The sequence below is a fragment of the Sulfitobacter sp. OXR-159 genome, assembly GCF_034377145.1.
Lineage (GTDB): Bacteria > Pseudomonadota > Alphaproteobacteria > Rhodobacterales > Rhodobacteraceae > Sulfitobacter.
The window spans coordinates 1,464,885-1,478,518 of record NZ_CP139707.1 but is presented as its reverse complement, the minus strand read 5'-3'; the positions used below and the strand labels follow the sequence as shown (position 1 = coordinate 1,478,518).

At 61.0% G+C, this 13,634-nt stretch carries 16 protein-coding genes; 11 read left to right on the top strand and 5 right to left on the bottom strand.

All coding sequences use genetic code 11. The annotated features are described in order from the left end of the window. Window positions 1–5 precede the first annotated feature (5 nt). The 7 genes from T8A63_RS07650 to T8A63_RS07620 all read left to right on the top strand — a co-directional run bounded on the left by T8A63_RS07650 (window position 6) and on the right by T8A63_RS07620 (window position 6,752). Window positions 6–1,049, top strand: coding sequence for a quaternary amine ABC transporter ATP-binding protein (locus T8A63_RS07650; protein WP_067627405.1), 1,044 nt, complete (start codon window positions 6–8; stop codon window positions 1,047–1,049). Between the two features lie 302 nt (window positions 1,050–1,351). After that, window positions 1,352–2,227: an STAS domain-containing protein gene (locus tag T8A63_RS07645; protein WP_067627403.1), complete on the top strand. Its 876-nt coding sequence runs from the start codon at window positions 1,352–1,354 to the stop codon at window positions 2,225–2,227. A gap of 1 nt (window position 2,228) precedes the next feature. Next, window positions 2,229–2,582: an STAS domain-containing protein gene (locus T8A63_RS07640; protein ID WP_067627401.1), complete on the top strand. Its 354-nt coding sequence runs from the start codon at window positions 2,229–2,231 to the stop codon at window positions 2,580–2,582. Next, entirely contained in the window at window positions 2,554–2,994 is a 441-nt protein-coding gene (locus T8A63_RS07635) for an ATP-binding protein (RefSeq protein ID WP_322345420.1), read from the top strand. Before T8A63_RS07640 ends, T8A63_RS07635 begins: the two co-directional genes overlap by 29 nt. After that, window positions 2,991–4,001, top strand: a complete 1,011-nt coding sequence (locus tag T8A63_RS07630) for an ATP-binding protein (RefSeq protein ID WP_300053673.1) — start codon at window positions 2,991–2,993, stop codon at window positions 3,999–4,001. Before T8A63_RS07635 ends, T8A63_RS07630 begins: the two co-directional genes overlap by 4 nt. Beyond that, the gene (locus tag T8A63_RS07625) at window positions 4,001–5,137 is read left to right on the top strand and encodes a sensor histidine kinase (RefSeq protein ID WP_322345419.1); all 1,137 of its coding nucleotides are present in this window, start codon (window positions 4,001–4,003) and stop codon (window positions 5,135–5,137) included. Before T8A63_RS07630 ends, T8A63_RS07625 begins: the two co-directional genes overlap by 1 nt. Window positions 5,138–5,312: 175 nt before the next feature. Beyond that, window positions 5,313–6,752, top strand: coding sequence for an aldehyde dehydrogenase family protein (locus tag T8A63_RS07620; protein WP_067941051.1), 1,440 nt, complete (start codon window positions 5,313–5,315; stop codon window positions 6,750–6,752). A 65-nt stretch (window positions 6,753–6,817) separates the two neighbouring features. Here T8A63_RS07620 and arsH read toward each other — a convergent pair whose 3' ends face one another. Genes arsH through T8A63_RS07605 form a run of 3 tightly spaced genes read right to left on the bottom strand, consistent with a single transcriptional unit; the run spans window position 6,818 to window position 8,985 of the window. Then, window positions 6,818–7,528 (bottom strand): arsenical resistance protein ArsH, encoded by a 711-nt coding sequence (arsH, locus tag T8A63_RS07615; protein WP_067627396.1) that lies wholly within the window; start codon window positions 7,526–7,528, stop codon window positions 6,818–6,820. A gap of 39 nt (window positions 7,529–7,567) precedes the next feature. Beyond that, window positions 7,568–8,626 carry an ACR3 family arsenite efflux transporter gene (arsB, locus tag T8A63_RS07610; RefSeq protein WP_322345418.1) on the bottom strand — a complete coding sequence of 353 codons (1,059 nt, stop codon included), beginning with the start codon at window positions 8,624–8,626 and terminating at the stop codon, window positions 7,568–7,570. A 29-nt stretch (window positions 8,627–8,655) separates the two neighbouring features. Continuing rightward, entirely contained in the window at window positions 8,656–8,985 is a 330-nt protein-coding gene (locus T8A63_RS07605; protein ID WP_120351236.1) for an ArsR/SmtB family transcription factor, read from the bottom strand. A gap of 120 nt (window positions 8,986–9,105) precedes the next feature. Here T8A63_RS07605 and T8A63_RS07600 point away from each other — a divergent pair, with 120 nt between their 5' ends. Next, window positions 9,106–9,720: a hypothetical protein gene (locus T8A63_RS07600; protein WP_067627390.1), complete on the top strand. Its 615-nt coding sequence runs from the start codon at window positions 9,106–9,108 to the stop codon at window positions 9,718–9,720. A gap of 12 nt (window positions 9,721–9,732) precedes the next feature. Here the strand turns inward: T8A63_RS07600 and T8A63_RS07595 are convergent, their stop codons facing one another. After that, complete coding sequence (locus T8A63_RS07595; RefSeq protein WP_300053692.1) at window positions 9,733–10,305, bottom strand: TetR/AcrR family transcriptional regulator; 573 nt, start codon at window positions 10,303–10,305, stop codon at window positions 9,733–9,735. Between the two features lie 99 nt (window positions 10,306–10,404). On the opposite strand from T8A63_RS07595, the gene T8A63_RS07590 reads away from it, so the two are divergent. Together T8A63_RS07590 and T8A63_RS07585 are read left to right on the top strand one after the other, a co-directional pair. Continuing rightward, window positions 10,405–10,971 carry a carboxymuconolactone decarboxylase family protein gene (locus T8A63_RS07590; RefSeq protein WP_067627387.1) on the top strand — a complete coding sequence of 189 codons (567 nt, stop codon included), beginning with the start codon at window positions 10,405–10,407 and terminating at the stop codon, window positions 10,969–10,971. A gap of 153 nt (window positions 10,972–11,124) precedes the next feature. After that, on the top strand, window positions 11,125–11,571 hold the full coding sequence (locus tag T8A63_RS07585) for a hypothetical protein (RefSeq protein WP_322345417.1): 447 nt from the start codon (window positions 11,125–11,127) through the stop codon (window positions 11,569–11,571). Between the two features lie 45 nt (window positions 11,572–11,616). On the opposite strand, the gene T8A63_RS07580 is transcribed toward T8A63_RS07585, so the two are convergent. Continuing rightward, window positions 11,617–12,162 carry a YaeQ family protein gene (locus T8A63_RS07580; protein WP_300053696.1) on the bottom strand — a complete coding sequence of 182 codons (546 nt, stop codon included), beginning with the start codon at window positions 12,160–12,162 and terminating at the stop codon, window positions 11,617–11,619. Between the two features lie 273 nt (window positions 12,163–12,435). Here T8A63_RS07580 and T8A63_RS07575 point away from each other — a divergent pair, with 273 nt between their 5' ends. Then, window positions 12,436–13,440 (top strand): glycoside hydrolase family 113, encoded by a 1,005-nt coding sequence (locus T8A63_RS07575; RefSeq protein WP_416153236.1) that lies wholly within the window; start codon window positions 12,436–12,438, stop codon window positions 13,438–13,440. The last annotated feature ends 194 nt before the right edge of the window (window positions 13,441–13,634 follow it).

The following is a 13,634-nucleotide window of genomic DNA, read 5'->3' as shown; positions in this document are numbered from 1 at the left end:
CAGACATGACAGACGATATCAAGATTTCCGTCCGCAACCTCTATAAGATCTTCGGCGATGACCCGCAGGGCGCGCTGGAGAAGGTGCGCGGCGGCATGAGCAAGACCGACCTTCAGGCCGAAACAGGCCATGTGCTGGGTCTTAACAACATCAACGTGGACATGCCTGCGGGCAAGACCACGGTGATCATGGGGCTGTCGGGTTCGGGCAAATCGACCCTGATCCGGCACCTCAACCGCCTCATTGACCCCACCTCGGGCGAAGTGATCATGAACGGCGAGAACATCCTCGACTACAACGAGCGTCGCCTGCGCGAGATGCGCAAGCACAAGATGTCGATGGTGTTCCAAAAGTTCGCCCTGCTGCCGCATCGCACGGTGTTGGAAAACACCGGGCTCAGCTGGGAGATCGAAGGCAAGAACCGCAGCAAATACGCGGCTGAGGCCACCAAATGGCTGAACCGCGTCGGGCTGGAGGGTCAAGGAGAGCAGTACCCCGCGCAGCTATCAGGCGGGATGCAGCAGCGTGTTGGCATTGCCCGCGCGCTCACGTCGAACTCTGACGTGATGCTGATGGACGAGGCGTTCTCCGCGCTCGACCCGCTGATCCGCACCGACATGCAGGATCTGCTGATCGAGTTGCAAGAAGAACTGCATAAGACCGTGATCTTCATCACCCACGATCTGGACGAGGCGCTAAAACTGGCGGACCATCTGGTGATCCTCAAAGACGGGTTCATCGTCCAGCAGGGCGAGCCACAGCATATCCTTCTGAACCCCAATGATCCCTACATCGAAGCCTTCGTCAGCGACATCAACCGCGCGCGGGTGCTGCGGGTACGGTCGGTCATGGAGAAGACCGAGGTGCCGCCTGCAGATGTGGCCGGTGAGGTCGATTTCGACGACACGCTGGAAAGCATCATCGCGGTTTCCGGAGGGGATACGACCAACAACTACCGCGTCATGCGCGAGGGCAAACAGGTCGGCGTGTTGCATATGCGTGATCTGGTCCGGGCGCTGGTCCCACGGCATCCCGGCGAGGCGGCATAAGCCGCCACCCGCGACTAAGAGACAGTCATCGCCTGCCTGCGGGTGGGCGATGCGACGGGGCTACCCCTTTATGGTGGAGCCGTGGGCCCCTAGCGCTCCAATCACCTCCACCTCCAAACTCGTAAGCGAAGACCCAACGTCGATGGCCTGCCCCCCCCCGTTGCGGCACTCGAAAAGCGGTCATAGTCAATCACATGGCGCGCCCCCGATGGCGCTTTGCCGCCGATCAAAATCCCTGCGTCCTATTGACACTTGGCCCCACGATTGGCCTATGGGGGGTGAAATAAACACTGGGGTTCAAGATGCCGCAATCTGCTACGGCCAATATTCTGACTGTTCTCGACACCGATTTCAAAGGTATCATCGAGGAGTGGCTGGGAACGCAGGTCAAAGAGGGCGTGAAACGTTCTGACCTGTTCTCCGATGCGGAGAGCCGGAACCAGAACCGCGAATTGCTCAAAGCCTTTTCCAAAGGTGTGCGCGATGGCATCTCGGGCGAAGATTTCGATTTCGATGATACCCAATGGGACGATCTGCGCGCCGTTCTGGCCGATGTGAGCCGTGAACGTGTCAACCGCGGCGTGACCCCAACCGAGATGGCGACCTTTGTGCTGGCGTTGAAAGCGCCGCTGTTCAAACGGCTCGAAGCGATGCAAGACAGCGAACACGGCGTATTGATCCGCGACGTGATGCTGGTCACCCGTCTGGTCGATGCCTTTGCCATCTACACCAACGAGATTTTCATTCTTGAGCGTGAGCAGATCATCGATCGTCAACGCCAAGAAATGCTGGAACTGTCGACCCCGGTCGTCGAGCTTTGGGACCGCGTTTTGACCCTGCCGCTGATCGGCACGCTGGATTCCGCCCGCGCCCAAGAGGTGATGGAGAACCTGCTGCAAACCATTCTGGAGCGGCAGGCCGAAGTGGTCATCATGGACATCACCGGCGTCGGCACCGTCGACACGCAGGTGGCACAACACCTGCTGCGCGCCGCCGCTGCCGTGCGTCTGATGGGTGCCGAGTGCATCATCAGTGGCATCAGCCCGATGATCGCCCAGACCATGGTGCAGCTTGGCATTGATGTCGGCACCGTTTCCACCCGGTCGAGCATCCGCACCGCCCTGTCGGACGCGCTGCTGACCGTGGGCTATGTGATCAAGAAGACCGAGGGCCAATAAGGTGGCCGGTGTCACGTCGATTAATCTGGTCGAACATGCGCTCCTCGTTTCGATACAGGATGACATCACGGACACCGAGATCTTGGAGCTTCAAGACCGGTTGTCGAACAAAATATCCGAGAACCGCATCGACGGGGTGATCCTCGATATCTCAGCGCTTGAGATTGTCGACACTTTCGTGGGCCGTGTGATCGCGCAGTTGGCGGGGATTTCCCGTCTGCTGGCGGCGGATACCTATGTTGTCGGCATGCGCCCCACGGTGGCGGTCACGTTGGTCGAGCTTGGCATGTACCTGCCGGAAATTCGCACCGCGTTAAGCCTGACCCATGCCCTTGCCCAGCTACGCCGCGTTTGACGAAAAGGACCTTGGGGCGCAGGTTCTTCTCTCTCAGTTCAAACTAAATACCAGCGGTGACGCGGTGACGGTGCGCCAAGCCGTGGCGCGCTACATGAAAGAACACGGCGCCTCGGCGCTGAATGTCACACGTTTCGCCACCGCCGTCAGCGAAATCGCCCGCAATGCGATCGTTCACGCTGGCGGAGGTGAATTTTCCATCTATGTCGATCCGAAGGCCAAGCAGCTTAGCGTGGTTTGTTGGGACAAGGGACCGGGGATCGAGGACGTGGCACTGGCCCTGACGGACGGCTATACTTCGGGCGGCGGCCTTGGCCGTGGTTTGGGCGGCGCACAGCGGCTGGCCAAGAAATTTGAAATCCGCACCGCCGTCGGCGGGGGCACCAGCGTGATGATGAGTGTGAACCTATGAAACAATGGGTCGAAGTTCAGGACCAAAGCGCCATCGCCGTGGTCCGCCGCGCCGCACGGCGTCTGGCCGCCCAGCACGATTGGCCGAAACACCGGACCGACGAGTTGGCCATCGTCGCCACCGAAGCCACGACCAACATCCTGCGCTACGCCGAGAAAGGCCGCGCCCTGATCAATGCCCCGGCCGAGGGGAAGGGCGACAAGATCGTGATGATCTTTACCGACCGGGGCCCCGGCATCAGCGATATGGATCACATGTTCCAAGACGGCATGAGCAGTGGCGATTCCGCCGGGCTGGGCCTTGGCGCGATCCGCCGTCTGTCGGATGAATTCGACATCTTCAGCGGGTCCGAGGTCGGCACCACCATCGTTTGCAGCTTTGCCAAAGACAGCCCCCCCTGCGCGACCCATGGGGTCGAGGCCGTGGGCCTGCGGGTCTGTCACCCGAACGAAGAGGAATGCGGCGACGACTATCTGCTGCGGCAAACGCCAAAAGCCACTGATATTCTGGTTTGCGATGGCTTGGGCCATGGCCCCGAGGCCGCAGCCGCATCGCTGGAGGTGACAGAGGCCGTCACCGCCACCCGCAGCTTCAACAGCGAGCCGGGTGCCGTGATGCGTGAGGTGACCGAGCAATTGATCGGCAAGCGCGGCGCGGTGGCGGCCCTTGTGCATATCGCGCAGCCGCAGATGGTGCTGCGCTATGCCGCTTTGGGCAATATCGCCACCCTGCGGGTCCGCAATGGCGAGGTCAAACGCCTGCCGGTCCGCGACGGCCGGATTGGCGCACGCGCCACGCGGGGCTATGAAGAGACCTTTGACCTTGAACCGGGGGATCTGATGATCCTGCACAGCGACGGGTTGAAAACCCTGCGCGACAGCTATCTTCCACAGGGTCTATTGTGGAAATCCCCGCTCTTGATCGCTGGCTTCCTGCTCGACCGGGCATTTCGCGGGCGTGACGACGCCTCCATCGTGGTCATACGCATTGCACGGGACGCGGACTGATGAAAGCTACGAACCTCACGTCGGTGAACCTTGAAAAAGGCGGCGATATCGCGGCCCTGCGCCAGATTGCCCTGACCCTGACCGAAGCGATGCGCTTTACCTCTTTCGAGCGGACGCGCACCGTCACCGCCGCTGTGGAACTGGGCCGCAATGCCATTGAGCATGGGCAAAAGGGCCGCGCGCGGTTTTCGCTGACGGATGTCAATGGCAAGCCCGCCCTCGGCCTGACAGTGATTGATCAAGGCCGCGGCATCGAGGAAGACAAGCTTGACCCCACCCGCGACATCGTGTCGGAGACGGGCATGGGGCTGGGCCTGCGCGGCGTGCAACGTATCGCGGCCCGCTTTGATGTGGACACCGGCCAAGAGGGAACGCGGGTCCATGCGGAGTTTCTGCTGCCCGAACCGCAATGCGCTGTTGAACAGATCAAGGCCGACGCCCTCGCGGCGCTGGAGGCTTATAACGCCAAAGACCCGACCGCCGCGCTGACCGAACAGAACCGCGAGTTGAGCGAAGGCATTGCCGACCGTGACCTCTTGATGCAGGAATTGCACCACCGCACGGGCAACAACCTTGCCCTGATCGTGGCGCTGATCCGGATGAGCAAGAGCCAAGCCAAAGAGGACGAGACCCGCCAAGTGCTGCGCGAGTTGGAAACCCGCGTCGGCGCGCTCTCCAAGGCGCATGAGTTGATGCAACGCTCAACCGACAGCACCGACCTTGATCTGTCTGATATGCTGGATGAAGTCACCAAGAACGCCGAACGCGCCTTTACCGGGGATCGCCAGAGCATCGGCATCAAGCTGATTTGCCCCAGCCTTAAGATGGACAACAAACTGGCTGTCGACATCGGGCTGATCGTGGGCGAGTTGATCACCAACGCCTATAAACACGCTTTCAAAGGGCGCGACAAAGGGGTGATCACCATTGAGGTCACGCAAGAGAGCGATGAAGGTCTGACGCTGAAAGTCTATGACGATGGTGTCGGCCTTCCCGAAGATGCCAAACGGCCCGAGCGGTCGGATTCGCTGGGCTGGCGGATGATCCGCACGCTCACCTTTCAGCATGAAGCGACGCTGAAGGTCGAGGGCCAAGACGGGCTTTGCGTCGAGATCCGCTTCCCCGCACAGGGCTAAGTGCCCCCCCGTGGGCCCGCCGGTTTCGGGCCGCCACGTCCGTATTTTTGATCAAAAATCACCTCTGAACTTTTCCGCCCCGTAAAATTGTCCTAGGCATATCGGGAGCCGGCGATTCCCGGACACTTCTAAGCGGCAAAAAAGACGCCCGCTTGGCCAATAACGGAGACAGAGCATGATCGAAAAACGTGATTTCTATATCGACGGCAAATGGGTCGCCCCGCTTGAGGGCAGCGAACATAAGGTCATCAACCCGTCGACCGAAGAGCCCTGCACCGTGATCTCGCTCGGCGGGGCCAAGGATGTGGACGCCGCCGTGGCAGCGGCCAAGGCCGCCCTGCCCGGTTGGATGGCCACCGCCCCCGAAGAGCGTATCGCGCTGATGGAGAAACTGGCCGAGGTCTATAAGTCCCGGACCGAAGACATGGCCCAAGCGATCAGCACCGAGATGGGCGCGCCCATCGAGATGGCGCGCAGCTCGCAATGGGGCGCGGGTTACAGCCACCTGAAGAACTTTATCAAAGCGGCGAAAGACTTCAAATTCGTGAAGCCCTTGGGCGATCACGCGCCGAACGACCGGATCATTCATGAGGCGGTTGGCGTCGTGGCGATGATCACGCCGTGGAACTGGCCGATGAACCAAGTGATGCTGAAAGTGGGCGCTGCTGTCGCCGCTGGCTGCACCATGGTGCTGAAACCCTCCGAGGAAAGCCCGCTGAGCGCGGTGATCTTTGCCGAGATGATGGATGAGGCAGGCTTCCCCGCCGGTGTCTTCAACCTTGTGAACGGCGATGGCATGACCGTGGGCACCGCCCTGACCGGCCATGAGGACGTGGATATGGTGAGCTTCACCGGCTCCACCCGCGCCGGTATCGCGATTTCCAAGAACGCGGCGGATACGCTTAAAAAGGTCCATCTGGAGCTTGGCGGCAAAGGCGCGAACCTTGTTTTCGCTGATGCAGACGACAAAGCCGTGAAACGCGGCGTGCTGCATATGATGAACAACACCGGCCAAAGCTGTAACGCACCAAGCCGGATGATCGTCGAAGCCAGCGCCTATGACCAAGCGGTCGAGACGGCCGCCGAAGTCGCCAATAAGGTCGAAGTCGGACCCGCCAGCGAAGAGGGTCGCCACATCGGCCCAGTCGTGAACGAGGCGCAATGGGGCAAGATCCAAGACCTGATCCAAAAGGGCATCGACGAAGGCGCGCGGCTGGTGGCCGGTGGCACCGGACGGCCCGAGCATCTGAACCGCGGTTTCTATGTCAAACCCACGGTTTTTGCCGATGTCACGTCCGACATGACCATCGCCCGCGAGGAAATCTTTGGCCCCGTATTGGCCATCATGAAGTTCGAGGACGAAGATCAAGCCGTCGAGATGGCCAATGACACGGTCTACGGCCTCACCAACTACGTCCAGTCCAGCGATGGCGCGCGGCGCAATCGTCTGGCGGCCAAGCTGCGGTCGGGCATGGTTGAGATGAACGGCGAAAGCCGTGGTGCCGGATCGCCCTTTGGCGGCATGAAACGCTCCGGCAACGGGCGCGAAGGCGGCGTTTGGGGGATCGAGGACTTCTGCGAAGTCAAAGCCGTTTCGGGCTGGTCCAACGACTGATCGCTTTTTAGCGTAGCATAATGCGGTAGGGCCAAGATTTGGCCCTGCCGTTTGCGTTTTAGCAGTCAGATCGCCTTTTGGTTCACCCGTTTGGAAAGCTCCGCAGCGCTTTCTTTGCGCTCGCTATAGCGGTCGAGCAGATAGTCCTTGTTGTCGCGGGTCAGCAGGGTGAACTTCACCAGTTCCTCCATCACGTCGACCACCCGGTCATAGAAGGGCGAGGGTTTCATCCGATCATCCTCGTCAAACTCCAAAAAGGCTTTGGGGGTTGAGGATTGGTTGGGGATGGTCAGCAGCCGCATCCAACGGCCCAAGATGCGCAGCTGGTTCACGGCGTTGAAACTCTGCGAGCCGCCGCTGACCTGCATCACGGCCAAAGTCTTGCCTTGGGTCGGGCGCACCCCGCCCAGCGACAGGGGGATCCAGTCAACTTGGGTTTTCATGACGCCCGTCATCGCCCCGTGACGTTCGGGCGAACACCAGACCATGCCTTCGGACCATTGCACCAGATCGCGCAGTTCCTGCACTTTGGGATGTTCGGGTGCGGCATCGTCGGGCAACGGCAGCCCCGTGGGGTTAAATGTCCGCGTCTCGGCCCCGAGACGGGTGAGGATGCGGGCGGCTTCTTCGGTCATCAGGCGGCTGAAGGAGCGCGGGCGGAGCGAGCCGTAGAGCAGCAGAATGCGCGGGCCGTGGGTGGCGCGCTCGGGCGACAGCAGGCGGGCGTCGTCGATGGGGTTGAAGTGGTCTTCTTCGATGTTCGGCGTATCGGTCACGGGAATTTCCTTAGGCGGCAGTGGGTTATCGGGTGAGGTTCACTTGGAGGCGGGAAACCAATGCTGCGTGCGGTTGGCAAAGGCCACGAGCGACAGCATAACCGGCACTTCGACCAAGACGCCCACGACGGTGGCCAAGGCAGCACCCGACCCCAGCCCAAAAAGGCTGATCGCCACAGCAACCGCCAGTTCAAAGAAGTTCGAGGTGCCGATCAGCGCGCAGGGGGCGGCCACGTTGAAAGGAATGCCCCAAGCCCGCGCAGCACCATAGGCGATGAAAAAGATGCCGTAGGATTGCAGCAACAGCGGCACGGCAATCAGCGCGATGACGAGCGGGCGGTCAAGGATCACCTCGCCCTGAAAGCCAAAGAGCAGCACCACGGTGAGTAAAAGCCCCATGATCGCAAAGGGTTGCACGCGGGCTTTAAAGGCGTCGACAGCCGCTTCGCCGCCCTTGGCCACCAGCCGTTCGCGCGTGAGATACCCCGCCAGCAAAGGCAGCATGACGTAGAGCCCGACCGAGATCAGCAGCGTGTCCCAAGGCACGGTGATGTCGGTCACACCTAAAAGGAAGGCCACGATCGGCGCGAAGGCGAAGACCATGATCACATCATTCACGCTGACCTGCACCAGCGTGTAGGTGGCATCACCACGGGTGAGGTTGGACCAGACAAAGACCATCGCGGTGCAGGGCGCGGCCCCCAACAGGATCACCCCCGCCAGATAGGCTTGCGCGTCATCGGGCGGGATCAGCCCGGCAAAGACATGGTTGAAAAACAGCACCCCAAGGGCAGCCATGGTGAAGGGTTTGATCAGCCAATTGACCACCAGCGTCACCACCAGCCCTTTCGGCTTCTCCCCCACCTGCCGCAGCGCGCCGAAATCGACACCGACCATCATCGGATAGACCATGGCCCAGATCAGCACCGCCACGGGCAGGTTGACCGAGGCGACCTCAAGCGCGGCCAGCGCGCCGAAGATGCCGGGAAAGAGATTGCCCAGCAAAAGCCCCGCCCCGATGGTCAGCGCCACCCAGAGCGAGAGCCAGCGTTCAAATGCTCCAAGGCCAGCGGGTGCGGGATGTGCGGTATCGGTCATGGCGGTCTTTCGTGCGTAATTTTCGAGGGTTAGCAGCAGGTCAATTCATCCAGCAGGGGTTGGCAAAGTTCTGGCTGCCCGCCGCAGCAGTCCTCTAAAAGGAACCCCAGCAGTGCGCGCAGCCCGTTCATATCTGCGAAATACCGGATGCTGCGGCCTTCGCGGTTGCTGCGGATCAGGCCCGCGCGGGCAAGCACCGACAGATTGGCGGACATGGTGTTTTGCCGCACGTCGAGCGCCACGCCGATCTCCCCCGCTGACATTCCCTTGCCCCCCGCTTTGATCAGCAGGCGAAAGACATCCAGACGGGTCGGTTGGCCCAAGGCGGCGAAGGCTAGGAGAGCGTTTTCATTATCCATATATCGTGAATTATTGATATAATAGCGGCAGGTCAAGCGTCGCGTCAATCCCTGTGCAACGAAGCGCCGCCCCGCGCGTTGGTCTGGCGACCCCGGCAGCACTCGCAAGGAAGACAAAGGATGCTCGATTGGATCGCAGAGAATTCCGCGACGTTGCAGGTGGCGGTTAGTCTTTTCACGGCGGTGGTCTGGCTGGCTTACCTGCATATCCTATGGCTCAATTTCCGGCGGCAACGGCAGCCGGTGATCTTGATCAACCGCTCTATCGCGCGGGATGAGAATGCCCATTGTTTCGTCACCAATATGGGGGCCGAGCCGATTTATCTGCTTGAGGTCATGGCGCGGGTCGTGACGGAGGATAAGACCTATCACGTCAAGGTCACCGAACGCGAAGAAGTGGCGCTGAACGATGTGGAAAACCCCCTGACCCGCACCAACCAAGGGCCGATCAAAAGCGGTGAATTCATCGATATCGGCAGTTTTCTCGATCTGTTGCGCCGCGCCGAAGCGCGCATTGGGACCGAAGGCCTGTTCGATAAGGTCCGCCAGATGGACCTCACTGTCGCGGCTGCGGATGGCCATACCACCAGACTGATCGCCGCGCGCCATGAATTTCGGGCGGAATGGAAGGACGGCAAGCCTTATTTTGTGCCGGAACGGATCATGGCGCATCAGATCCGCAATATCTTTCAACGGCGCAAGATCACCGCCATGTTGGAAGAACAGATCGAATAGCGTCGTCTATGGTTACAGCCGGTCCAGCCCTTCCGCGATTTCGCGGGCGATGGCATGGGCGTCGATCCCCTCCCGCTCGGCCGAGACACGCAGGCCGAGCAGATCGCTTTGATAGCGCCGGGCCAGTGACTTTGGATCATGTTCCGCCGCAATCTCTCCGTCCCGCTGCATCCGTGCAAAAAGCACCGCGAACTGTTCCTCCATCCCCATGAGATGCGCGCTGGCACGTTTCGCCAACGGGTGCCCATGCGCCTGTAGCTCCAACAAAGTCTTGGACAGCATACAGGCTTTGGCCGGCGCCTCCTGACGGCAAATCGCCAATTCGGGATAGCGTTTCAGGGCAGCCATCGGGCCATGGGCTTCGACCAATTCGGCCAAGCGCCCGGCCCCATCCTCAGCGTATTTGTCCAAGGCGAGCTCAAACAGCGCCACTTTCGATCCGAAGGCCGCGTAGAAACTGCCGGGCTTCATTTTCAGCACCGCTTCGAGGTCTTTCAGCGACGTGCCCGCCCAGCCCTGACGCCAGAACAGATCGCGGGCGCGGTCGATCAACTCGGCTCGGTCGTGGTTGGGTTTGCGGGGCATGAAATCACCATATGTTGAACGATCACTCAAATATATACTTGAGTGATCGCTCAAGAAAGCCTAAATGACGGATATCGACGATTTACAAAGGTAGAGATCATGACATTCCCGTCCCACGACCAAGACTCCGCACCCGAAGCCTCCAAGCCGCTGCTGGCGGAATCGCAAAAGGCCTTTGGCCGCCTGCCGGGTCTGCACAAGGTGCTGGCCGAAAGCCCGCAAGCCTATGAAGGCTATCAGGTGCTGCACAAGCTATTCACCGAGACGGATTTCGACGCCGAAGAGCTGACCGTGGTTTGGCAGTCGATCAACGTCGAGAACGAGTGCCACTACTGCGTGCCCGCCCACACCGGCATTGCCAAGATGATGAAGGTCTCGGACGAGATCAGCGACGCGCTGCGCAATGAAACCGCCCTGCCGACACCCAAACTCGAAGCGCTGCGGACGTTCACCGTTCAGATGGTGCGCAACCGGGGCTTTGTCTCCGACGCGCAGATGCAGGCGTTTTTTGACGCAGGTTACAGCCACCGTGCGGTGCTGGACGTGATCCTTGGCATGGCGCAGAAGACCATGTCGAACTACGTCAACCACGTGGCCGAAACCCCGGTCGACGAAGTTTTCCAGCCGCTGGCATGGAAGCGCGGCGATAACAAGCTCGACGTTTAAATTGAAAGGCGCGCCCATAGTGGCGCGCCTTTTTCTATCCGCTTTGGCCCCTCGGTCCGGCGCTTTCCCCTACCTCCACTTACACAGCATAGCGCCCGCGCCATCCGGCTGCGGCCGCGCCGATGTGCTGTCCTTTTGCAAGAGACTTTGCTTATGCCCCTCAAACAAACCATTCCCACGCTCCTGCTGGCCGGGCTCGCGGGCGAGATCGCCTTCGAGCTTTATGCTTGGCTGCTCTCCCCCCTCCTCTTTGGCGTCGCACTCGCCCCGGCGAACCTTGTGGTTGCGCTTGGCAAGATCGCCCTTGGGATCACCCTGCCCTATTGGCTTGGCTTCGCGCTGCATATCGCGCTTGGGATCGTCGGCTTCTCGGTCTTTGTTTGGCTGGTGCACCGCCTGACTCGGCTTGGGCTGGTCCTGTCGGGGGCGCTGTCGGGGCTGGTGCTGTGGTTCGTCGCCCAAGGGCTGCTGGCCCCGGTGGTGGGGCGCAGCTTTATGATGGATTTCGGGGCCTACACGCAGTCGTCTTTTGTGGGGCACGTCGGCATGGCCATGGTGATCGGCTATGCCATTGCCCTGCTGCAACGCCGCGCAGCCTGAAGAAGCGGCGGCAGCTGGGTTGCCCCGCTGCCGCCGCGGCGCCTTTTATCCGGCGGTTTTCCATCGGTCGAGCGTGAGCGTCACCAGCGCCTCGTCAAGGTTCACCGTCACCTCGCCGTCTTGGATCATCACCTGAAGCTTCATCGCGCGGCTGGCCATCTCCGCCAGCGCCTTGGTGTCACTCTCGGCCAAGTTCACCACGTCGAGGGTGTCAAAGCGGCTGGTGCCGTTCTTGACCTTGTCCCACCAGATCTCAGCCGATTTGCCGCCATAGGGATAGACCACGACCTTGGCAGCCTTGTTGCAGGACTGGCGCAGGACTTTCTCACTGGGCAGACCCAACGTGATCCAAACGTCCAACTCTCCGCTCAGGCTTTTTTGCCAGATGTCCGGCTCATCATCCGTCGATAGCCCCTTGGTCATTTCCAGATGCTCATGCGCGTTGAGGGCAAAGGCGACGAGCCGCACCATCAACCGCTCATCGGTTTCCGAAGGGTGTTTGGCGATGGTCAGCTTGTGGGTCTCATAATAGTGGCGGTCCATGTCGGAGACCGAAAGCTCGACTTTGTAGATGGTGGCATTCTGCGCCATGATATGTCTCGTTTTCCAAGGTAGGGGCTGCCTACGCGGTTGGGCCGACCGGGGAAAGGGAATAGTCCTTGGGCGCTGCGCGCGTTGGTATGCGCGACTGCGATCGTTCAGCGTTTTCGCGACATTGCTTTTGGTCGGCACCTGCCAACATCCGAATTACAGGCCCGAATTGCAGGTCCCCGAATAAAGCCCCCGAAATGCAGCCCCCCAAAGGCCCCGCCTGTCACCTAAGATGCCGTTGTGCGGCGGGGGAAGTCATCCTACCTTGCCCCTATGATTAAACGTCGCACGTTTCTTTGGGCCCTCGGCTCTACCGCGCTCACCGCGACGGGAGCGTTTCCCCAAAGCAGCAGGGACGAGGTTCTGCGCGGGTTCAACCTTATCGAGACAACGAAGGCGCCCTTCGGAAGCCAAGCCGCTGCGCTAAGCATCGCTCAACTGCGAAAGACGGGCGCGACGGCGGCAACGGTGATCCCGTTTCTATGGCAACCCGCGCCCACCTCCAGCGGCATCGTCATGGGGGACGCGCTGCCCCATTACAGGATCGCCGCCGGGATCGCGCAGTTGCACGCAGCCGGGCTGGCCGCCATCGTCAAACCGCATGTCTGGGTGCCCGAAAGCTGGGCGGGCGCCATCGTCCCCGCGGCGGGCACCGAAGGCGATTGGCACGCGGCCTATGAAAATTCCCTGCGCGCCATCGCGGTCACCGCAGAGCAAAGCCGCGCCGAGGTGCTGGTCCTCGGCACCGAATTGCGCGGCGTATCGGGGGCGGAGGCATGGGAGGGCACCATCGCCGGGCTGCGCGAAGCGTTCAGCGGTAAAATCACCTATGTCGCCCATGGCGCTGACGAGGCTGAGAAAGTTGCGTTCTGGCCGCTATTGGATGCCGTGGCGGTGTCGCTCTACCCCGTCTTGGGCGCAGCCGGGGCGACCGCCGACTGGGATCGCGCCATCGCCAAAGAATTGGACCGGGTCGAGGCCGTCGCGCGGAAACATGCCAAGCCCATTTGGATCGCCGAAATCGGCATCCGCTCTGCCGAAGGGGCGACCGAACGCCCGTGGGAAAGCGCCGAAGAACGCGCTGCCCCCGCCGATATGGCACTTCAGGCCGACGTCTTGCGCCGCTGGCTCCGCGCCCTTGAGGCACGGGGCATCCCGGACCTGTGGGTCTGGCGCTGGTTCACCGACCCTGAGAGCGGCGGCGCGGAAGACACTGATTTCACCGTGCAAAACAAGCTGGCGGAGGAGGTTATCGCAGATTTTTGGGGCAAGGGGTGAGCCTGAAGTCCCGGCGATGCTCTCAGCCTTCACAGGGCAGGCTCGGCCCCACCTAAATGCCGAACAAAAGCACAAAAGCAAGGGCCGCGCCGAGCAGGAACACGGTTTCGACCACCAGAATGATGCCGTAGCTGGGTTTGACCTTCACGACCTTCGCCAGACTGGTTTTCACCCCCAAGGCCGCGATGGCGTTG